Source organism: Thermoanaerobacter sp. CM-CNRG TB177 (assembly GCF_018588165.1).
GTDB classification, from domain to species: Bacteria; Bacillota; Thermoanaerobacteria; order Thermoanaerobacterales; family Thermoanaerobacteraceae; genus Thermoanaerobacter; species Thermoanaerobacter thermocopriae.
In genome coordinates, this window is sequence record NZ_JAFCAC010000056.1 from 1 (window position 1) to 22,363 (window position 22,363).

21 protein-coding genes and 1 tRNA gene are annotated in these 22,363 nt (G+C 33.3%); 3 read left to right on the top strand and 19 right to left on the bottom strand.

Annotated elements, in window-relative coordinates; all coding sequences use genetic code 11:
• Positions 1-65 precede the first annotated feature (65 nt).
• On the top strand, positions 66-467 hold the full coding sequence (locus I4N53_RS05860) for a 23S rRNA (pseudouridine(1915)-N(3))-methyltransferase RlmH (protein WP_214495828.1): 402 nt from the start codon (positions 66-68) through the stop codon (positions 465-467).
• 2 nt (positions 468-469) lie between these two features.
• Here I4N53_RS05860 and rlmH read toward each other — a convergent pair whose 3' ends face one another.
• From rlmH to I4N53_RS05915, 11 genes are all read right to left on the bottom strand, one after another.
• Positions 470-925 carry a 23S rRNA (pseudouridine(1915)-N(3))-methyltransferase RlmH gene (gene rlmH, locus I4N53_RS05865; RefSeq protein ID WP_214495829.1) on the bottom strand — a complete coding sequence of 152 codons (456 nt, stop codon included), beginning with the start codon at positions 923-925 and terminating at the stop codon, positions 470-472.
• Between the two features lie 17 nt (positions 926-942).
• On the bottom strand, positions 943-1,110 hold the full coding sequence (locus I4N53_RS05870) for a CxxH/CxxC protein (protein ID WP_012996198.1): 168 nt from the start codon (positions 1,108-1,110) through the stop codon (positions 943-945).
• 10 nt (positions 1,111-1,120) lie between these two features.
• Positions 1,121-2,224 (bottom strand): S1C family serine protease, encoded by a 1,104-nt coding sequence (locus I4N53_RS05875; RefSeq protein ID WP_214495830.1) that lies wholly within the window; start codon positions 2,222-2,224, stop codon positions 1,121-1,123.
• Positions 2,225-2,289: 65 nt separating this feature from the next.
• On the bottom strand, positions 2,290-3,543 hold the full coding sequence (locus tag I4N53_RS05880; RefSeq protein WP_214495831.1) for a UDP-N-acetylglucosamine 1-carboxyvinyltransferase: 1,254 nt from the start codon (positions 3,541-3,543) through the stop codon (positions 2,290-2,292).
• Between the two features lie 124 nt (positions 3,544-3,667).
• Entirely contained in the window at positions 3,668-4,498 is an 831-nt protein-coding gene (locus tag I4N53_RS05885) for a two-component system regulatory protein YycI (protein ID WP_214495832.1), read from the bottom strand.
• Between the two features lie 3 nt (positions 4,499-4,501).
• Entirely contained in the window at positions 4,502-5,791 is a 1,290-nt protein-coding gene (locus I4N53_RS05890; RefSeq protein ID WP_214495833.1) for a YycH family regulatory protein, read from the bottom strand.
• A 12-nt stretch (positions 5,792-5,803) separates the two neighbouring features.
• Positions 5,804-6,199 carry a hypothetical protein gene (locus tag I4N53_RS05895; protein ID WP_214495834.1) on the bottom strand — a complete coding sequence of 132 codons (396 nt, stop codon included), beginning with the start codon at positions 6,197-6,199 and terminating at the stop codon, positions 5,804-5,806.
• A gap of 87 nt (positions 6,200-6,286) precedes the next feature.
• Complete coding sequence (locus I4N53_RS05900; RefSeq protein WP_214495856.1) at positions 6,287-7,993, bottom strand: ATP-binding protein; 1,707 nt, start codon at positions 7,991-7,993, stop codon at positions 6,287-6,289.
• Positions 7,977-8,672 (bottom strand): response regulator, encoded by a 696-nt coding sequence (locus I4N53_RS05905; RefSeq protein WP_012996204.1) that lies wholly within the window; start codon positions 8,670-8,672, stop codon positions 7,977-7,979. Before I4N53_RS05905 ends, I4N53_RS05900 begins: the two co-directional genes overlap by 17 nt.
• A gap of 61 nt (positions 8,673-8,733) precedes the next feature.
• Positions 8,734-9,540 carry a peptidase MA family metallohydrolase gene (locus I4N53_RS05910; RefSeq protein ID WP_214495835.1) on the bottom strand — a complete coding sequence of 269 codons (807 nt, stop codon included), beginning with the start codon at positions 9,538-9,540 and terminating at the stop codon, positions 8,734-8,736.
• Positions 9,541-10,002: 462 nt separating this feature from the next.
• Complete coding sequence (locus I4N53_RS05915) at positions 10,003-11,358, bottom strand: peptidoglycan DD-metalloendopeptidase family protein (protein ID WP_214495836.1); 1,356 nt, start codon at positions 11,356-11,358, stop codon at positions 10,003-10,005.
• A gap of 228 nt (positions 11,359-11,586) precedes the next feature.
• Between I4N53_RS05915 and I4N53_RS05920 the strand changes: the two genes are divergently transcribed.
• Together I4N53_RS05920 and I4N53_RS05925 are read left to right on the top strand one after the other, a co-directional pair.
• Entirely contained in the window at positions 11,587-12,561 is a 975-nt protein-coding gene (locus I4N53_RS05920; RefSeq protein WP_012996207.1) for a DnaD domain protein, read from the top strand.
• Positions 12,554-13,537 carry an ATP-binding protein gene (locus I4N53_RS05925; protein ID WP_214495837.1) on the top strand — a complete coding sequence of 328 codons (984 nt, stop codon included), beginning with the start codon at positions 12,554-12,556 and terminating at the stop codon, positions 13,535-13,537. Before I4N53_RS05920 ends, I4N53_RS05925 begins: the two co-directional genes overlap by 8 nt.
• Here the strand turns inward: I4N53_RS05925 and I4N53_RS05930 are convergent.
• The 8 genes from I4N53_RS05930 to I4N53_RS05965 form a co-directional block, all read right to left on the bottom strand.
• Positions 13,534-14,976, bottom strand: coding sequence for a M1 family metallopeptidase (locus tag I4N53_RS05930; RefSeq protein WP_214495838.1), 1,443 nt, complete (start codon positions 14,974-14,976; stop codon positions 13,534-13,536). The two genes, I4N53_RS05925 and I4N53_RS05930, sit on opposite strands and share 4 nt — an antisense overlap.
• A 407-nt stretch (positions 14,977-15,383) precedes the next feature.
• On the bottom strand, positions 15,384-16,631 hold the full coding sequence (locus tag I4N53_RS05935) for a DUF1015 domain-containing protein (protein WP_214495839.1): 1,248 nt from the start codon (positions 16,629-16,631) through the stop codon (positions 15,384-15,386).
• A gap of 87 nt (positions 16,632-16,718) precedes the next feature.
• Positions 16,719-17,672, bottom strand: a complete 954-nt coding sequence (locus I4N53_RS05940; protein ID WP_214495840.1) for a ComEC/Rec2 family competence protein — start codon at positions 17,670-17,672, stop codon at positions 16,719-16,721.
• A gap of 50 nt (positions 17,673-17,722) precedes the next feature.
• The gene (locus I4N53_RS05945) at positions 17,723-17,944 is read right to left on the bottom strand and encodes a DUF3006 domain-containing protein (protein ID WP_028992467.1); all 222 of its coding nucleotides are present in this window, start codon (positions 17,942-17,944) and stop codon (positions 17,723-17,725) included.
• Between the two features lie 75 nt (positions 17,945-18,019).
• A tRNA-Thr gene (locus tag I4N53_RS05950) sits at positions 18,020-18,095 on the bottom strand.
• A gap of 109 nt (positions 18,096-18,204) precedes the next feature.
• Entirely contained in the window at positions 18,205-19,485 is a 1,281-nt protein-coding gene (locus I4N53_RS05955; RefSeq protein ID WP_214495841.1) for an adenylosuccinate synthase, read from the bottom strand.
• Positions 19,486-19,500: 15 nt separating this feature from the next.
• Positions 19,501-20,883, bottom strand: coding sequence for an NAD(P)/FAD-dependent oxidoreductase (locus I4N53_RS05960; protein WP_009052092.1), 1,383 nt, complete (start codon positions 20,881-20,883; stop codon positions 19,501-19,503).
• A 205-nt stretch (positions 20,884-21,088) separates the two neighbouring features.
• Positions 21,089-22,336: a methyl-accepting chemotaxis protein gene (locus I4N53_RS05965; RefSeq protein ID WP_214495842.1), complete on the bottom strand. Its 1,248-nt coding sequence runs from the start codon at positions 22,334-22,336 to the stop codon at positions 21,089-21,091.
• Between the last annotated feature and the right edge of the window lie 27 nt (positions 22,337-22,363).

Sequence of the window (22,363 nt, forward strand, 5' to 3'; positions counted from 1 at the left end):
ACATCCATACCCCATTTTCCTGCTTCATCACCTACTGAAATTTTACACTATCAAGATGTGGTAATATGAATTACAAAGTCTATGCTATAGGTAATAAGGTAGAAAAGTTCTATTCTGATGCAATAAAAGAATATCAAAAGAGGCTAAGTAAATTTTGCAATATCACTTTTTCAAGCTACAAAAATTCTCAAAAATTACCTTTTCAAGATACGGATAAATATTACAAAATAGTAATATCACCTGCAGGTAAATCCTTATCTTCAGAGGAATTAGCAGAAAAAATAAAAGAGTTTGAACTTACTGGAATAACAGATATATTAATGATCATAGGAAATGAAAAAATTCATTGTAATGAGACCATAAGCATAAGTAGCATGAAAATGAGTTTAGGTTTGACTTCCACTATTTTCTTTGAACAGTTATATAGGGCATATAAAATTTTAAACAATGAACCTTATCATAAGTAATTTTATTTACTTAAAGCTAGATAAATTTGCTCTAAAAGTATGAGTCTCATCAATTGGTGAGGAAAAGTCATCTTAGAAAAAGAAAGATTTGCGTGAGATTGCTTTTTTATATTTTCCCACAATCCTAGCGAGCTCCCTATTACAAAAGTCATTTCTCTATAACCAGATTGAAAAGTAGCCTTTAAAAACTTGGAAAACTCATATGAATCCACTTCTTTTCCTTCTATAGCAAGAGAAACAACAAAGCTTCCCTTTTTTATTTTAGAAAGAATTCTTTCACCTTCTTTGCGCAAAATCTCCTCTTTTTCTTTTTCATTTAAATTTTGAGGAACTTTTTCTTCTTCTATTTCTTTAATTTCTATTTCACAATAAGGACGCAATTTTTTTAAATAAAAATCTATCCCATCATTTATATAGTTCTGCTTTATTTTCCCAACAGCTATTATATATATCTTCATTATTAAGCCCCTCATTTTTAAACTACAAGATATTTAGGTAGCTCATCACAAAAATCGCATTTATGAGGTACCAGCCAATCAGTAAAAGAAACTTCATCTAATTTATAGATATCTGGTGGCTGCTCATACACTTCAACAAATTCTTCAATAGCATCCTCTAAATGCTTTTCACACACAACAAACATAAAACCTCTCCTATTCTCCGAGAGTTATAGTAGTATATCCTGTCTTCCCTGTTACGGTTTTGTACTTGACTTTTATTTTGTCTCCTGGATTTTTTTCATAAATAATACATTTTAAACTTGTCATAGTATTTACAGGTTTTCCATCTACCTGCAAAATAATATAGCCTTTCCTAATACCAGCTTTATAAGCAGGACCTGTAGGGTCAATATCTGCCACATATATGCCCTCATATATGTAGACATCTGTGGAAATGTAACTGGCAATCTCTTTATCATAGGCAACTATGCCAACATAAGGTGCTTTAAATGTACCAGTTTCTATCACTTTCTTAAGTATAGGCTTTACAATATTTATAGGTATAGCAAAGCCCAATCCTTCAGCGGTTGTCACCTTTGCAGTATTTATTCCAATTGCATAACCTCGAGAATCCACTAAAGGTCCTCCGCTATTTCCTGGATTTATAGAAGCATCTGTCTGTATAAGGTCTTCCATAATTCGCGGTTTTCCACCCTCAGTAATAGGAAGGCTCCTATTTAAAGCACTTATTATTCCCGAAGTAACCGTCCTTTGAAATCTAAGTCCTAAAGGATTTCCAATTGCTATTGCAGTTTGCCCTACCGATATCTTGTCAGAATCTCCTAAGGGTATAACTGGCAGGTCTTTTGCACCAATTTTTAAAATTGAAAGGTCTAAAACAGAGTCACTCCATAAAACTTTACCTGGAAGTATACTGCCATTGCTTAAATATACCTTTATATTTTTGGATTTTTCATTAGCTACATGATTGTTTGTTATAATATAGCCATTTGGATCAACAATAAAACCAGAACCTACACCTTCTACAGCTTTTTCTATAAAATAAAATTCTCTTCGAAATTCTACAGTAGTAATCCCCACAACAGCAGGAGTGTCTTTTTTTGCCACTATTTCCGCTATTGTAGGAGATTCTTTTGTTGGTATCACTATTTCTGTTTTCATTCCTGAAGAAGGAGGATAAGGTATAGGGATAACTTTACCCCATAAATATTTTGGTGCAATATATACAAATACTAAAGAGCTAACCAAAGCAGTTATAATTGCAACAGCAAAAAAACTCTTTAATTGACGCTGCATAATATCACCTCATTAAATAGGATGAGATATTATGCAGCGCATTATACTCAAAATTTTATAGCTTTTTATTCCTTTACCCTTACTATATCAGCACCTAATTGTTGAAGCTTTACTTCCATTGCTTCATAACCTCTATCTATATGATAAACCTCCATAACCTCTGTCATACCTTCTGCAGCAAGCCCTGCTATAACCATTGCCGCACCTCCTCTTAAGTCTGTCGCATAAAGAGGTGCACCTGTCAATTTCTCTACACCTTGAAATATTGCATTCCTTCCTTCTATCCTTACTTTTGCTCCCATTTTCTCTAATTCATTTAAATATTTAAATCTATTTTCATAGATATTTTCAGTAATGACACTTATGCCTTCAGCCAAAGCCAAAAGCACCGCAAAAGGCTGTTGCATATCTGTTGGAAAACCAGGATAAGGTAAAGTCCTTATATCAACATGCTTCAAAGGCCCTTCTCTTTTTATTCTTACCACATCGTCATGTTCTTCAACAATAACTCCCATTTCTGTCAGTTTTGCAATAATTGCCTCTAAGTGATTTGGAATTACTCCTTTTATATACACATCACCTTTTGTCGCAGCAGCTGCCACCATGTAAGTTCCTGCTTCTATTTGGTCAGGAATAATGGTATAGTGACATCCGTGAAGTCTGTCTACCCCTGTTATCTTGATAGTATCTGTACCAGCGCCCTTGATATTTGCTCCCATTGCATTTAAAAAGTTTGCTACATCAACTACATGGGGCTCTTTTGCACAGTTTTCTAATATTGTTACTCCCTCAGCTTTAACCGATGCCAACATCAAATTTATAGTAGCACCCACGCTTACTACATCAAAATATATATGATTACCTACTAACTTGTCTGCTTTAATCCTTATAAGTCCACCTTCTATAGTAGTTTTTGCTCCTAAAGCTTCAAAACCCTTGATATGCTGGTCAATAGGCCTGACACCAATATTACACCCGCCCGGCATCGCAATTACTGCTTCATTAAACTTGCTTAAAAGTGCTCCAACAAGATAATACGATGCCCTCATTTTGCTCGCTAAATCTCGAGGAGGGCAAAAGGAATTTAAGCCTGTTGGGTCAATCATTATTTCGTGTTTTTTCTCCTCTACTTTTCCTCCTAGATGACGTATCATCTGTGTTAACAATTTTATATCATTTATATCAGGTAAATTATCTATCACACTCGGAGTATCAGCCAATAGCGCTGCGGGAAGAATTGCAACAGCAGAATTTTTGGCACCACTTATCTGTACACTTCCTGTAAGAGGTTTTCCTCCTTTGATTACGAATTTTTCCATTTTTTAATCTTCCCTTCAAGTCAAATTAAATTAAAAAGACACATATCTCACAATATATACTTTAATACAATTTAATATATTTTACAAGTATTTAAAGAAGAAAAAGAAAAAGAAGAAGGCGGAATTATTTGCCTTCTTCAAAATTTCCTGTATAAGCGTTTACGTAATACTTATCCCCTTTTTCTGTAGTTATTCTCCAAACAGGGACCGCTTCTCCTTTTGTGGCATTACTCCAATTAAAATAATAGCCTAATTTTATTTCCTTTATCACCATAGGTTTTGTATCCGTCTTAATCTCCACAAGTTTTAAAAGCGCATAAGCCGCATCTATCACATCTTTTTTAACCCTTTCCATTTCAACAGAATCAAACCATGATTTTGAAAATTCAAAACTTTTCTCATCTATTTTCCCTTCCATCCAACCACCATCTATAAAGTAATCCTTATAGGTTTGAAAATAGTTTACCTCCACCTTCTTCCCTTGAGTAATTTTTTTAACTTGGCCATCTATTTCTTTAAGTTGATAACTATTTATAAAATCCTGTATATACTCTTCCTTTTGAGAAGAAGACATATCTTTAAATTTATCACTTTCTTCAAAATAATAAAAACTGATGCCGTCTACTTTGATAATCTTATTTCCAAATTTAAAAATTGTATATTTATTTTCTTTGTACTTTCCATATTCTTGCCCTTTAATAAAATTCTCTAAAACAAAATCTTCATCAAATATTTCTCTCGTTACTTTAATAAGAGGCATTGGCTCTTTCTTTTGTGGAATTGTAGTTTCCAAAATTATGTTATTTTGTGACAAAACCTTCTTTAAAGAATGCAAATCACTTTCAGATAAAAGATGAGGTTCTGGCTTATTCATTTTAGCAATAGTTAGATATAAAAGAACATTCAAAATCGCAAAAGTGATTATCCTCACTGTTTTTGCTTTAGACCAGTTCATAATCTATACCCCATTGTAAATCAACTTCCCATTAAATATGTTTATAAAAAACTCTTTATCCTTACCCTCTCCTATCCAAACAGGGATAAATTGTCCTTCATAATATAAATAACCTATTTTTAAATCAGAAATTGTCTGTTGCCAGTTTATGTTTTTTAAACTCATTAAAAGGGATTGTTTCAATTTTGTATGGGAAATTAAATAGTTTCCATTACTTGTCAAATCTAAATACAAAACTCGCGCATATTGGATATTGCCATTTGAAATATGTATTTCAATAGGAAAATTCGACATTTCTTTTTGGAAAATTCGAAGAGGATAATCAAATATATAATTAAAATAAAAAGTATACTCCCCTTTTTCTTGCTTGAAATCCACCAGATAAATATTGTCCGCTTTTATCCCTATTTCCTCTAAAAAAGCAATAGACTTATTCAATGCAAAAATTTTATCAGTTGAAGACGCTTCAGAAATGGTATTGTAAAACTCCATAAATCCATTTTGATATAGTCGTAAACTTCTTAAACCGTCGGTATAAACAGTACAGCCGTCATTTTCAGTAATTTTTCTTACAATAGAAATATTTGTAAAAAACTTCTTTAAAAAGTGGTTGTCAGCTTTAAAACTTGTCATTTTATTGGATATTTTATTAATAGAAAAGGTAAGTGAGGGTATGTACACATTTTTTTCAAAATAATCCTTGCCTTCTTCATAAACAGAATCACACACAGTGACATCCTCTTTAGGCAAAGTCTTTATAATGTTTTTTAAATCTCCCATTTTTGAATAATTTAAGCTGTAAAATTTTTTATTAGCCGCATCTCTTAAAAAAATTTGATTTTTTTCTATATTAACAACAATTTCTCTTACATATATACTGCTATTTATTTTTCTAAACCAGCTATCTCTGTTACTAAAATTATCTTTTAATAAGTCAGCATTTATATTTTTTCCTAGTAAAAATCGTATAAATGTATCTTTTTGTGCATATTCCCAGCTATTATCATCGGATTCACTTATTTTCTCTTCTTTAGTTGAATTAATAAAATCTACTGTTTTTTCCCATAAAGAAAAAGAAAAATCCGCATTTGACACCAAATATACTTTACCTTGAATACTAACAAAAGTGTATTCTGGTCTAATTATACGAAAAATGTCCACTTTTGTATTTGTGGACTTTTTGTCAATGAATAAAAATTCATTTTGAAGAAAGGATATCCATAATTTGTAAGTTAAATACATACTTGTTATAACAAGAAAAAGCAATAACAGTGATTTAATTTTTTCCTTCATCACTCAAGCCCTCTATCTTAAAAGGGATTTTATTATGTCTTCAATAGCAGTTATTGTTATTCTTAAAACCCCGTCCTTTTTTGTGAGTATCACATGCCCTTTCAATATTTGGAGCTGGTCTCCTTTATAAGCTTTTATGACAATGTAATTATCTCCATAGCTTAAAGTTAATAATTTTGCAAAAAGCATCGTGTCATCTATAACCCATTTATGGCTTAAATTGTCGTTTAAAATAAGCTCTACGACAGTATTAGGTTGTCCACTTCCAGAAATTATAAAATATTTATTATCCGTTTTTACATCATCTATATCTGTTTTAACTGTTATTAGGTCTTTTGCATAACCATATGACATAAAAAGGGTCATAAACATAACCACTGCTACAAATAGAGCAATTATTTTTTTCAAGGATATCCCTCCTTCTCTTTTATGTCTTCATTATACCCTACTATTATTACAGTATTGTTACAGTAATATTAAACTATTATTACGAATTTACTGGTATGGTAGTTTAACCCTGACTATGGTGCCTTTTCCCACTTCGCTTTCTATGTTTACCTCTCCTTTGTGAAGTTCCACAATCTGTTTTACAATAGAATGTCCTAATCCTGTACCTCCAAGCTCTCTGGATCTAGCCTTATCTACTCTATAAAATCTTTCAAAAATTCGAGGCAGGTCTTCTTTAGGAATTCCTATGCCATTGTCCTCCACAATTAAACTTGCAAAACTTTCATCGTATTCCGTCATTATTTTTATCATCCCGTTTTCTGGAGTATACTTTATAGCATTAGTTACCAAGTTAACTATAACTTGTTCCATTTTATCTCTGTCAATATATACATATCTCGGCGTTTCTTGAAGGTCTACGATGAGTTTTTGATTTTTCTTATGAGCTTCAATAGAAAGCCTGTTTATTGCCTCCACCACTATGTCATTTAAATTTTTTTGCTCAAATTTGAGGTTGTTATCTTCAGAATCCATTTTAGATAAAAGAAGTAAATCTTTTACTAGGCGTGTCATTCTGTCAGTTTCTGAATCTATTATTTTTAGAAACTTTTTAGAATACTCAGCATCTACATCGCTGTAAAGAAGAGTCTCAACATAGCTTTTTATAGTAGCAATAGGAGTTCTAAGCTCATGGGAGACATTTGCCACAAACTCTTTCCTCATGGTGTCCAATTTATGTTGCTCCGTGATATCGTGAAGCACATATACATATCCTTCTATTTGTTGATTGCCTTTTAGCGGAGCTATGTTAACTGTTAAAACCTTGTTTCCACAATTCATTGTCGCCACTACATCTTCTTTTTTTAAATTTAGTATTCCCTCTATTGGCATCCCTAATTCCAAATTTGCATTTAACATTTTTTCAGCAGCCTCATTAAAGTGTATTATTCTACCTTTGGCATCCGTTGCAACAACACCATCTGTCATAAAGCGTATGATAGCTTCTATTTTGTTTTTTTCGCCTTGAATGCCATTTAAAGTCTGCTTTAACCGTAAAGACAAAAAATTAAACATTTCACCTAACTTTCCTATTTCATCATTAGATTTTATCCTTATCCTCACATCAAAATCGCCATCTGCCATTTTTTGTGCATATTTTGTTACTTCCTTTATTGGGTCTGTTATAGTTTTGGCCAAAATATACCCAAGTACCATAGTAATTGCAACAGCAAAAAGAGTAGCACTTAAAAGAATCAAATTGACATCAGCTAAAGTCTGATATATTCCACTTAAAGAACCGCTTATATACACAACACCATTTATTTTACCATCACTATTGTAAACTGGCATGGCAAAACTTTTTATTTTTCCACTAGAATTATAGTCATCAGTAACTTCACTTCCGATTTGCCCTGATAGGGCTTTAACAATAGCGGGAGTCACCATCTTTCCTTTGTCTCCCGTTGAACTGGCCAATATATTTCCTTCATTGTCTAAAATATATACATACTTTACATTTGAATTAGGACCCATGTACATATTTATTATATTCTTTAAACTTTTTGCATCCATGTTGTCTTTAAGGGTAAAAGAAATACCGCGTACTTGCGCTTCAAGGTAATTGTCAAAATTATTCATATGGTAATTTTCAAGAGATTTATAGAGATATACCCATATGATTTCCATTGCTACAAGTATTAACAAACTATATATGAGAATTATTTTCCATTGGATACTTTTAAATCTGCCTTTCATCGCTAAAATAGTAACCAACCCCTCTTTTTGTGTGAATAAGCTTGGGGTTACTGGGGTCATCTTCTATTTTTTCTCTCAGTCTTCTTATGGTGACATCTACAGTTCTAATATCACCCAGATATTCATAACCCCATACTTTTTCCAATAGCATTTCACGAGAAAAAATAAGTCCTTTGTTTAAAACGAGAAATTTTAAAAGTTCAAATTCTCTAGAGGTGAGTTCCACTTCTTTATTGTTTTTTTCTACTTTATACTTTGACATATCAATTTTTAAATTTTTTACGCAAAGGACATTACCAGACTCATTTCCGTTTAAACTAATTCTCCTTAAATTAGCCTTTACTCTTGCTATAAGTTCTCTTATAGAAAAAGGTTTTGTTATGTAATCATCGGCTCCCAACTCCAACCCCAGCACTTTGTCTACTTCTTCCTCTTTGGCCGTTAGCATCAAAATAGGTATGGTCATTGATTGCCTTAAAGTTCTTAGAACTGAAAAACCATCTAATTTAGGCAACATCACATCAAGTATTATTAAATCTGGATTTTGTTCTTTTGCTATTTTTAAAGCCTCTTCTCCATCATAAGCTTCATACGTTATGTATCCTTCTTTTTCCAGGTTGTATTTGATTATCTCAACTATTGGCTTTTCATCATCAACTATAAGTATTCTATGAGTCATTTTTGTTCCCCCCTTATCCTTTTCATAAGGTTAAAGCAAGAAGAACATTGCTCTTCTTGCTTTATTTCACTGAATCCACAAATTTCTCTAAATTTTGCCCCGTGACTTTGTAAAAGCTCTCACTTAAATTTAATCCTTCCCCCAAATATTTTAAAATCTCTCTTATGCTTTGCATCCCATATTTGTCAGTTATGGCTTTTACTATTTCAAAAGACCTTTTATAAGCTAATGTTTCGTCTAATTGGTTAAAATTATAAGTCAACTCTTTAAGAGAATATGGCTTATCAGTTGTTATATATTCACCCCAGACAAAACCGTTTTCTCGATATTCTTCCAGAAGAGCTATACCTTCTGTAAACCACACAGGGTAATTGCCTTTTGCAACGTCATCTACAATAAGATGAGCAAATTCGTGTACAATTGGCCCCTCATGCTCAAAAACTTTTTCCAGGTCTTTTGTAGGACTAATCCACAGCTCGGGGGATGCTATGCTTATAATTCCATTTAAATAAATCCCCATAGCAGTGTCCCCTTTTGCAAGTGAAAAGTCCCTGTTCATTTTTTCAGGGTCATGGTACATTATAATGACAATTTTACCAATTGGTTTGTGACCTAAATCTTTGGTAATACTGTCATAATGTTTTTCTGCAATTTTTAAAACAAGAGGAACGTATTTTTCATCTGGCGGTGTATATCGTACAATAAAGTGTTCACTTTGTGCTGTTTTGTAATCTTTTACATTATCTGTTAAATTGTCCTCTTTTATTTCTCTTACATAAGGATAAGAAACCACCATAATTTTGTTAGCATAATAAAGAGAAATTAATAAAATAAGTGCAATAGAAAAAACAATAATTTTCTTTTTCAACCTGTATCACCTCACACACAATCAAAACCCTGTATGTAATTTATATGTAAATGCATTTATATGTATGAAGCAATACAGGTCTTTTTGACAAATATAATTACAACTGTATTATAACATTCATAAATACTTGTAGCAACCCCACAAAAATAAAAAGCCCTGTATAGGGCTTCCAGTTTGTTGACAAAGAACCAAAAATTATTTAAAGTAGATATTTTACATCGTTGCTCCGAAGTTCCAAAGCGACAAAGCTAAAGCGCGACTTTCGGATTGCGGCGGAGTACCGGGCACATTCGACGTCCTGTCTTAGGTGCCCGCCTCCGCCCTCCTGGCTTCGGCCCCGCCTCCATCCTCAGTCTTGCTAAGCTTTGTTAGCGCTTTGTCACAAGTCGCAACTTATGTAAAATATCTACTTTATGAAAGTTTGTCATCAGTCTGAAGCCCTGTATAGGGCTTGTCATAATTTCATCTATTTAAATAGGGCAAAGGATTAACTGGAACCCCATTTTTTCTCACTTCAAAGTGCACATGGGGTCCTGTCGCATGACCAGTAGAGCCTACCAAAGCAATTTTTTGTCCTTTCGCCACTTTATCGCCTTTTTTAACAAGGAGTTTACTAGCATGTCCATAATAAGTAACATAACCATTGTGATGGTCAATTTTCACTAAATATCCATAGCCACTTTCCCAACCTGAAAATATAACAGTACCTCCATCTGCAGCATAAATAGGAGAACCTTGTGGTGCCGCTATATCAACTCCTGTGTGAAGTCTCCCCCATCTTTGTCCAAATCTTGAAGTGATAGTACCTCTCGCAGGATAATTAAAGAACCCTGTAGCAATATAAGATATTCTTTTCGAACCTACTGCAACTATTTTGTTAACAGGATTTTTAAGGACATTTTCATTCTCTATTTTTTTAGAAATCTCAATGCCATTGTAACTTACAACAACAGCAGTTACCTCTTTTAAGCCTTTTTTACCTTCTACCAACACTTTAGACTGATTAGTATACAGTTTGTCATCTTGAGTATATTTTGTCTCAAAAGGTATTTCCTCTTTGTAAACTATTCTCTTTTCAGTAACAACCGTAACATTAGGTACAGCAGGGGATAAATATATTACCTGTCCTGGTTTTAAATTTTCTGTAAGGCCAGGATTTAATTTTAAAATATCATCAATGTACATATCATGGTCTCTTGCAATAGACCACAAACTATCGTTTTCTTTTACAGTGTATGTAACAGCTTTTTTTACAGGTTGTTGCAATATTTTTAACGCCTCTTCTCGGCTTGCTAAATATTTTGGAGGTATGTACTTTTCTTCAATTTTGACATCCTCTTTAAAATACGTTCTATCAGAATCTTTTGCGTATTTATTCTTTAACATTTCAAGAACCTTATTTGCTTCTTTTTCATTTTTTAACGCAGTCACAAATTTGCCATCCACTATTATGACAGCAGCTTTATAACTAAAACTCATAGCATTTTCCAAATTAGCATAAATTTTATGTAAATCTGTCAGATCTTTTTTACCTACTCTTACCCTTTCAAATTTTATTTGTTGGTTTAAAACTATATCCGTTCCTGTCTTCTGCTTTTCTCTTTTATGCAATTCTTCTATAAAATTTTTTACCTCATTTATATTCTTGGTAATTCCAATAGTTTCACCATCTACTATTATCTTGTAGGCAAAACCTTCTTCATATGCAATAAAAGATAGCCCTATGGCTAGTGCTACAACAAAAGCTATAAGATTGTCCTTGTAAGTCTTTAATAAAACAAGAAAAAACTTATAGCTTTTATCCCTCGCCTTCCCCATAGTATTCTCCTTTCTTTTGTAAATCCTTTTTAATTATACCATACTTTTTTGTGAAAACAAATTTTAATTGATTTTCTAGCATCTTTCATATTATATGTTATATTTTAAGGTAATATTCCTATATATATTTATTTTAAAAATACACTCAAATATTCCGATAATTAAGTTAAATTCTTTTCAATTGAAGAGGCTATTTCGCTGTGTTATAATATATTCGAGGTGGGGAGGATGAGCATTTTTAGACTTTTAAACGAAAATGACGATTGGGGAAGTACTCCTGTTAGCAATTATTTTATAAATCATTTCATGCTAGATGCCCCAGGTGAATATGTCAAAGTATATATCTTAGGATTAAAATATTGCTATTATGGCAATGAAATACCTTTGAAAACTTTAGCAGATAAATTATTTATGTCAGATATAGAAATTGACAAAGCTTTGAAGTACTGGGAAAAATCTGGTTTAATTAAATTAAAATACATAGATGGGGAATACACAGTTGAATATCTCCCAGTTATTCCGCAGTCAACCTCAAACCACACTCTGTCTTTGCAAGACCCTCAAGTAAAACAAATGTTTGAAGCAATTGAAATGACCTTAGGAAGACCTTTAACCCCAACAGAAATGGAAACATATTTAAGTTGGATAGATGAATACGGTTTTTCCTTGGAAATAATAACAATGTTAGTGAGTTATTGCGCTTCTAAAAACAAAACTTCTTTAAGATATATGGAAAAGGTAGCAATAGCTTGGTATGATGCAGGTCTTAAGACTGCACTGGATGTAGAAGAATACTTAAAAGCAGAAAACAAAAAATGGCAAAATTATAGAAGGATTTTAAATGCTTTGGGCCTTAAAGAGGATGAAATAATGGAATCTCACAAAGAGATGATGGACCGCTGGATGGAGGATTTAGGTTTTGATGTAGATGTGATAATAAAAGCCTGCAATGAATGTACCCTTAAATTGAATGAACCTAGTTTCCCTTATATAAACAAAATACTAATCAACTGGTTTAATGAAGGAATACGAACAGTGGAAGATTTAGAAAATAAAAAGTCCTCTACAAAAAAGAAAACCCCTGTTACCTCAGGTTTCAAAGCTCCGAAAAACTATTTCAACAGCTACTCTCAGAGAAGCTACGACATAGAAGATTTAGAGAAAAAGCTTTTAGCCCATTCAAGGAGTGAATTTAATGAATGAAAATATCATTTATGAAATCCTTAAAGAATATGAAATGAAAAGAGATAGGGCTTTAAAAGATGCCCTCAATCGTAAAAACAAGCTTTACAAGGAAATTCCCGAACTTGAAAAAATTGAAGAAGAGATTAAGAAGGTGGGAATCCAAATAACTCAATCAATTTTTAAAGAACCTGAAAAGGGAAGAGACCTTTTAAATCTTTTAAAAGAGAAGTTAAATAATTTAAAAAAGAAAAAAGCTAATCTACTGAAATCTAATGGATATCCTGAAGACTATCTAGAACCTAAATACGAATGCAACGTATGCAAAGACACAGGATATGTAAATGGAAAAAGATGTAAATGCTTTGACCAAAAACTTATAAATATCTACTATAAGCAATCAAGTATAGCCGAAATACTCAAAAAAGAAAATTTCTCCAATTTCAGTTTTGAATATTATTCAGACATACCCTTCGGTGATAAGCCTTCTCCAAGAAGCAACATGAAAAATATTGTAGAGTTTTCTCTCAACTTTATAAAAAATTTTGACACTACCGCTGAAAGTCTTTTTTTCTACGGCGATTCAGGGCTTGGTAAAACCTTCCTCGCTAATTGTATAGCAAAGGAATTATTAGATAGAGGTAAAAGTGTGATATATCGCACAGCTCCAGATTTAATTGAGGGCTTGAGAATAAATAAGCTTAATGCTGATGGCAACAGTTACAATGATTATTTGGAATTGTTAAAAGAATGTGACCTCCTTATAATCGACGATTTGGGAACAGAGTCCATAACTGCTTTTAGTTTGCAAGAATTTTTTAATATTTTAAATGCAAGACTATTGCTTGGCAAAAAATTTATTATCTCCACAAATTTACCTCTATCAGAAATAATGGCAATTTATCCCGAGAGAATTTATTCGCGAATTTTCGGCCATTTTAAATTGCTTAATTTTTACGGCGAGGATATAAGACTAAAACGGAAAATGATAATTTAATAAAACCATTCTTGGAAAAATCCACCTGTATCTTTGCCTGTAATATTGTCCACTACGTCAATTAAATCTTGCGTAGTGGCAATTTTATATTTGTATTTTTCGTAATAACTCTGAAGAACCTTTTTGAATTCTTCGTCACCTATCAGATTCCTCAGATTATAAAAAACCATTGCTCCTTTATTATAAGCTATATTAGTGTACTCCTTCCACTCTTTAAAATCTGCCAAAGTCTTAGCAAAGGAAACATCTGAATTGGTGTTTAGAAATTTATTGAATTCCCCCTCTACAACAAGTCTATAAACCTCATCAGCTGTTGCCTTACCGTAATACCTTTCTATATACATAATTGTAGTATACTCTGTCAATCCTTCATCCAGCCAAGACTCCTTTATTTGATTATTTCCCACAACACCATACCACCACTGATGAGCAGTTTCGTGAGCAATTACATATTCTAAATGAAACAAATTAGCTTTTGTATACAAATCCTTTGATATCATTACAAGATTAGGATATTCCATGCCTCCCATGTAAAAATCAGTCTGTACAACAGAATATTGTTTATAAGGATACTTGCCAATATAATCATTGTAAAACTTGATTGCATCTACAGCAAATTTAAGAGCTTTATTTCCATATTCTTCTGTAAAATAATAGGATTTAACTTTTATGCCATCTACATGCTTCTCTGATATTTTAAATTTTTTGCTTAAAACCATAGCAAAATCCCTTACTCTTTTTGCTTCAATAATTAATTCTTTGGAATCTCCATAGTTTTTCTCTTCTTTCATTTCTCCAGTGGAGGCAACTATCATGTTTTTAGGTACTGACAATTTTACTTTGTAATTTGCTATATTACTATAAAAAGGATCTCCAAAAATATAGTAGGGGTCATTATTCCAGCCATTTTTATCATATACAGAGAGTATAGGATACCAATTTCCTATCTGTACGGTATTGTTCCCATAGCCAAATCTACTTCTGCAAGGTGGAATTTGTACTTTGTAGGTCATATTGATTTGTATTGTTTCTCCTTTTTTTAATTCTTTAGGCAATTTTATTTTTAAAATTTCCTCATTAGGTTCTTCTAATTCGTAAGTAGCTGGAATGTCTTTGTCAAAAGTAACTTTTTCAATCTCTATAAATCCTGCCTTAAAACCATTAGGATATGCAAAAGGGAGCTCTTCCTTCGTAAAAGGCAAATTCTCTTGTGTCTTGAAAGCATTTGGATATAAATGAAAGTATATTTCTTTTAAAGGAATATCATTAGTATTTATATATTTAACTGTTTGAGTAGCATAAATTATTTTATTTTGGTCATCATATTTTGCTTCAATTGTGTAAGATGTAAGTCGAGTCTCCTCAGGCAAAAGATAAAACACTAAGCCGATAATTACAATTATAACTAAACCTAGTAGTGTTTTTTGTTTTATTTTCATATAACCAGCTCCCCTAAATTATCCTTCAATATATATTAGTACAAATTTTTAAATAATAGAACTTTTTCACTTAAAAAATAAAAAGCACCTTAAAAAAGCGAAAAGGTACTTCAGTTTGTTGACAAAGTTAAAAAATATTCAAAAGGAGATATTTTGCATCGTCGCTCCGATGTTCCAAAGCGACAAAACTAAAGCTCGACCTTCGGGCTCCGGCAGGGTACCGGGCACAATCGGCATCCATGCCTTAAGGTGCCCGCCTTCGCCATCCATGGCTTCGGCCCTGCCTCCACCCTCGGTCTTGCTAAGTTTTGTTACCGCTTTGTAACAAGTCGCTCCTTATGCAAAATATCTCCTTTACGAAAGTTTGTCTACAGTCTGAAGCACCTTAAAAAAGCGAAAAGGTACTTTTAGCTCAATTCGTGAATAAATAATCCGCTTCTTAGTTTAGGCTCAAACCAGGTAGACTTAGGAGGCATTATCATTCCCGCATCGGCAACAGCAATTAAGTCTTCAACTGTTGTCGGGTGCATAGAAAAAGCCACTTTCATGTCTTCCTTAACTCTTCTTTCTAATTCTTCTAAGCCTCTAATTCCTCCTACAAAATCAATCTTTTTATCAGTTCTCGGATCTTTTATCCCTAAAATAGGATCTAACAGATTCTTTTGTAAGATGGACACATCTAAGCTTTCTATCGGATCCGATGGGTTAAAAGTACCTTTTTTGGCAGTAAGTTTGTACCAATTTCCTGATAGATACATGCCAAAAGTGTGCTTCTGCGAAGGATTGAAAGGCTGGCCTTCATTACATTTCTCTACTTCAAATTTCTCTTTTATTTTTTCGATAAATTCACTTTCGGAATAGCCGTTTAAATCCTTTACCACCCTATTATATGGCATGATAAAAACTTCATCATGGGGCACTAACACTGCTAAAAAATAGTTAAACTCCTCATCTCCTTTATAATCAGGATTTTGTTCTCGCCTCTTTAAGCCTACTTTTACAGAAGCAGCAGCCCGATGATGTCCATCTGCAATGTAAAGATAGTCTATTTCCTTAAAAACAGAAGTAATTTTATCTATTAAAGTTTTGTCATCTATAATCCACACTGTATGCCTTATTTCATCCTCTAATGCAAAATCATATATAGGTTCTTTGCTCTCCATCCAGCTATTTAACAACTTTTTAAGCTCTTGATTGGCTTTGTATGTTAAAAAAACTGGACTGGTGTGAGCATCACAGTAATCCATGTGATTTATTCTATCCTGTTCTTTCTCCGGCAGAGTAAGCTCATGCTTTTTAATTATTCCTTCTAAATACTCATCAATCGAAACAGTCGCTACCAATCCCACTTGACTCCTGCCGTTCATTATTTCTCTATAGATGTAATAGTTCTCCTCATTATCTTTTATTAACAGTCCTTTTTTAAGCATTCTGTAAAAATTTTCTCTCGCTTTTTCATAAACTATTTCATCGTAAGGATTTATAGAGGGAGCTAAATCTATTTCTGCTCTATCCACATGAAGAAATGAATAAGGATTATCTTTCGCCAAATTCCTCGCTTCTTCGGTATTTACGACGTCATAAGGCAAGGACGCTATTTTATTTGCCAATCCCGGTACAGGCCTTATTGCCTTAAAGGGTTTTACTGTAGCCATAATAATCCTCCTAAAAATTTATTTCAACTGGTTTCAATGCTTTTATTATATCATATCACTTTATAAATGCAATGTATTAAAGTAAATTTATCTTTTAATCTCACTTCCCGACAAATAATCCCCCGGCTCTACATTAAAATTTATAGTTTTGCCATTACTTACTGCAATTACCGTCCCACATTCATCTGTCCTATATACTATTATTCCTAATAACTTAAGCTTTTTCATTGTTTCTTTGTGGGGATGACCATAGTCATTGTATTTACCACAAGATATAACAGCATATTTAGGATGTACTGCTTTTAAAAATTCCCAGGTGGAAGCTGAGGAACTGCCATGATGTCCAATTTTTAAGACATCGGCTTTTAAATTATCTCCTTTACTTAGCATTTCCTTTTCAGATTGTTCACCAGCATCTCCTGTAAATAAAAAAGAGGTATTACCATACGTAATTTTTACTACCGCACTGTAATTATTTAAGTCCTCGTAATGGGAACTATTTGGCGCAAGCATTTTTGCAATTACACCATCTCCAAGGTCAATTACTACTCCTGCTTTTGCAACATTTATAGACAGTCCCTTCAATTTAGCTGCCTTTAGAACTTCTTCAAATGTCCTTGTTGTCGTCGTTACTTTAGGTATGTAAAACTTTCCTATTTTGAAAGTTTTTAAAACTTCCACTATACCTCCTATGTGGTCATTATGAGGGTGAGTTCCGATAAGTATGTCAATTTTATTGATTCCGCGGCTTTTTATGTAATTTACAACTTTACTGCCCATTTCATGCGTTCCTGCATCTATTAACATCGTTTTGCCTGATGAAGTTTGTATAAACATGCTATCGCCTTGCCCAACATCTATATAATTTACTGTTAAAATATCCTTTCCAGCTTCTTTAACTATCTTTTGTTGGCTTTTTATCTCTTCCTGTAAAAACTGTGAAGCCTCATGAATAGACGCATTGTCAAATATTGTACAACCTACTAATATAAAGGCAAATAATATCAATGTAAAAGATAGCAGTAATCTCTTTTTGTACATAGCTAGAGCCTCTCCTCCAACTTGTTTTCCATTTTAGGATTTATCTGTTTTTATTCGTCTTTAAATAAATCTTTTGCTAAATCTTCAACAGCTCTTTTGCGTTTTTCTGTTTCCCCTTTATCTACATCCACACTAAATATTACTACATCACCTTCTTTTACATTCTTAGGAAGTAATTCTCGAGGTAAATTAAAAGTCTTATGTTTCCATTCTATGACTGCCCAATCCCCTTCAAATCTATCTATAATGCAAATTTCATTTTTCTTACTCATTATCATTCACCCCATGCAAAATTTCACTAAAACAAAAAAACAAGGTCTTATCAACCTTGCTTTTTGACAAAAAAATGGAGCTGGCGAAAGGACTTGAACCTTCAACCTGCTGATTACAAGTCAGCTGCTCTGCCAATTGAGCTACGCCAGCACCTTTTTAGCCCTTCGTTGTCCTGACATTTATATATTATACTTAGAACGGCAGTACATGTCAAGCTTTTTTATAAATTTTTTCTAGAAAAGCATCTTCACTTTATTTTTCAAAAATCTTTTAAAATAATTGTTTGATTTCTTTCCGGTCCTACAGATATTATTGTTGCTTTAATACCCATTAACTCTTCTATTCTTTTTACATACTTTTGAGCATTATAAGGTAGGTCCTCAAAAGTTTTGGCCCCTTGTATATTCTCATCCCACCCGTCAAATTCTTCATAAACAGGCTCGCATTGTGCCAAATCCTCAAGACTTGCGGGAAAATCTGTTATTATTCTGCCATTAAATTTATATCCTGTACAAATTTTTATTTTTTTAAGCCCTGTCAGAGTATCAAGTTTTGTGAGAGCAAAATGTGTTATGCCGGATACTCTTACCGAGTATCTAAGAATCACAGCATCCAGCCAGCCACATCTTCTGGCTCTTCCCGTTGTAGTACCGTATTCATGGCCTTTTTCTCTTAAAAATTCACCATTTTCATCAAAAAGCTCTGTAGGAAATGGGCCTTTTCCAACCCTCGTAGTATACGCCTTCACAACTCCCATAACTTCATCAATCATCGTGGGTCCTATGCCAGCCCCCACTGTAACACCGCCTGCTATAGGATGGGAAGCAGTAACATAAGGATAGGTACCCAAATCTAAATCAAGAAGTGTCCCCTGTGCTCCTTCAAATAAAACTTTTTTGCCACTTTTAATTAAATCGTATAAAAGCACTGTTGTATCAGTAACAAAGGGTTTTATTTTTTCAGCATACTCCAAGTATTTTTGGTACATTTCTTCAAAGTCAAATCCTTCTGCTCCATATAGCTCCTTAAAAAGTTTGTTTTTCTTTTCCACATTTCTTCTAAGTTTTTCTTCAAAAACTTTGGGTTTTAGAAGGTCACAAACCCTTATCCCTATTCTTTCTGACTTATCCATGTAACAAGGACCAATTCCTCTTTTTGTTGTCCCTAAGTCGTTTTTCCCTTTTGAAATCTCTTCAAGTTCATCTTGCTTTATGTGATAAGGAAAAACGATATGGGCTCTATCGCTTATCTTTAAATTATCCACGCTAATTCCCTGTTTTTGTAAATTTTCTATTTCCTCAATCAAAGATGCCGGGTCAATTACCACGCCATTACCAATTACGCAAATTTTTTCGGGGTACAATATTCCAGAAGGAATTAAATGAAGTTTATACTGGACACCTTCTTTTTCAACAGTATGCCCTGCGTTGTTCCCTCCTTGGTATCTTACGACTACATCTGCCTTTTCCGCAAGATAATCAGTAATTTTCCCTTTCCCTTCATCTCCCCATTGGGTACCAACTATAACTAATGTTGACATAATTATTCTCCTTCCTTATTTAACTCTTTCCAATATTTCTCTTGCAACTACAACGCCAGATACAGAGGCTTGTGCCAGTCCCCGTGTAATGCCTGCTCCATCTCCCGCCGCAAATAGATTTTGAATTTGCGTTTCAAATTTGTCAGTAAGCTTTACTCGTGAGGAATAAAACTTTACCTCAACACCGTATAAAAGTGTATGTTTAGAATATACCCCTGGAGATACTTTGTCCAAAGCTTGCAACATCTCAATAATTGACTGCAAAAATCTATAAGGTAACACCAAGCTTAAATCTCCTGGCGTTGCATCTTTTAAAGTTGGTTCCACAAGGCCTCTCTTAATCCTTTCTGGAGTAGAACGCCTTCCCGCTAGTAAGTCCCCTAATCTTTGCACAATCACTCCATCTCCTAACATATTGGCAAGTTCTGCTATATAACGACCATATTCTATGGGTCTATTAAAAGGATGGGTAAATTCTTTGCTAACAAGTATTGCAAAATTTGTATTGTCTGTTTTTATATCTTTGTAGCTATGTCCATTTACTGTTTTAATTCCATTATTATTTTCTATCACAACTTTACCATAAGGATTCATACAAAAAGTCCTTACCCTGTCATCAAAGGACTTAGAATAATATATAAATTTCGATTCGTATATTTCCTTTGTTATATCTTCCATGACAACAGCAGGAATTTCTACTCTCACTCCTATATCAACAGCGTTATTTTTTGTTTCCAATCCGATTCTGTCAGCTTCTCTTTTGAACCATTCAGCACCTTCTCTTCCAGGTACAACAACTATATATTCCCCGTAATATTTTTCTCCTTTTTCTGTAACTACCCCTTTTGCCTTGCCATTTTCTACAATTATCTCAGCAACAGGTGTCTCTGTTTTAATCTCCACCTTTTGCCCAATATAATCTCTCATGTTTTTTATAATGTCAAAGCATTTTTCTGTACCTAAATGTTTTATCACTGCAGGAATCAATTTTAAATCTGCAGCTTGAGCTCTTTTTTCTATTTCTCTGATTTTTTCTCTATCTGTACCGTGAACTTCTGTTGTCCCTCCAAATTTTACGTATATCCTGTCGACATAATTTATAAGGTCGTTAAGCTGCGACTTAGACATGTATTCATCTAAAACCCCACCAAACTCTGATGTCAAAGTCAGTTTCCCATCACTAAATGCCCCTGCGCCCCCTATTCCAGAAGTAATAGCGCAGGGTTTACAATTAGCACACTTTGAGCCATAGACATTAATAGGGCAAATTCTTTTTTGTATATCTTTCCCTTTTTCTAACAGCAATATATTTAATCCATCTTTTTTATCGATTAGTTCTAAGGCAGTGAAAAGTCCCGCAGGACCTCCTCCAATGATAATGACGTCGTACACTCTCATAAAGATAACCCCTTTTACTTAGTATATGAAAAACAAAAGCCCGTAATATATATTACCAGAAAAAAAAGCACAAATCAATTAAAATGCGAATTTTATTTTTAAAATTATATTAAAAGTTCGCCTTTGTCCACAAAAATTTTTATATATTTTGTAAACAATAAAAAATAAAAAGACAGGCTTTTTTAGCTCTGTCTTAATTTCATTTTTATAATGAGACAACAAATTTTGACAATATATTTTCAAGAGCAGTAACTGACTTTAATAGATTTTCCGAACTTTCCTTTATCTCATTTATAAACTTCATGTGCTCTTCTGTAGATGCGGCAACTTCTTCAGTGGACGCAGCAGTCTCTTCTGACACTGCTGTAATATTTGCTATAGATCCTATTATTTCATCTTTATACCCTGAAAGTTCCATCATCGCATTATTTAACATATGTATATTTTCCGTAATAGTATCTATTGAATTCTTGATCTCATTAAAAGCAGCATATGTAGTTTCCACATGATGTGCTTGGTCCTCCGCAATTTCCTTTACCAAATTTGCTTTTTCAACTGTCTTGTCTGTCTTTTGCTCTATTTCACTTATAATCTTGGCTATTTCACTTGCAGCTTGTCTTGATTGTTCTGCTAAATTTCGAACTTCTTCTGCAACAACTGCAAACCCACGACCTGCCTCACCAGCTCTTGCTGCCTCAATAGCAGCATTTAAGGCAAGCAAATTGGTCTGGTCTGCAATTCCCGTTATCACTTCTATAATCTTTTCAATATGGTGAGAATTTGCTTGCAATTCATTTATCGCACTAACAACTTCATCAATTGACTCTTTTGTAACATCAGTTTTTTCTTTCAAAGAATTTACTGTGTGCATGCCATTTTGACTAAGCTTATCAGCATTTATAGTAGACTCTTCTACGGCTTTGAAAAATTTAGCGGAATTATCAATACTATTCCCAATATTCTGCACCATATCGGCTGCATTAGAAGTATCTTTTGCTTGTTCAGAAGCTCCATTTGCAATCTCTTCCACTGCCTGAGAAATTTGTTCAAAAGTCATATTCCCTTGTTCAATCGATTTAAAAAGGGTATTCGCTGTATCTTTAGTGCTTTGGGCAAAAGTAGAAACGTCTTGTAAAATTGCTCTTACCTTTTCCATCGTCCTATTAAAAGTCGTTATTAATGTACCAATTTCATCTTTTCTTTTTAAATTTACCGTAACTGTAAAATCGCCCTCCTGCGCTTTTTTAAGTTCGTCAATCAATTTTTTAATAGGCCTTGTAATATTTAATGAAATAATTACTGACAAAATTAATGACAAAGCAAAACTAACACTTGCTACTGTAATAAAAACATGCATAGCTTTGTCATCAATCGCAAAATAATAAATAGTCCCCACCGGTATAGCCGCTATTATAAAAAACGAAATAATAAGCCGCCACAACATGCTTTTCATACGCGTTCCCCCTTTATAGATTACTCT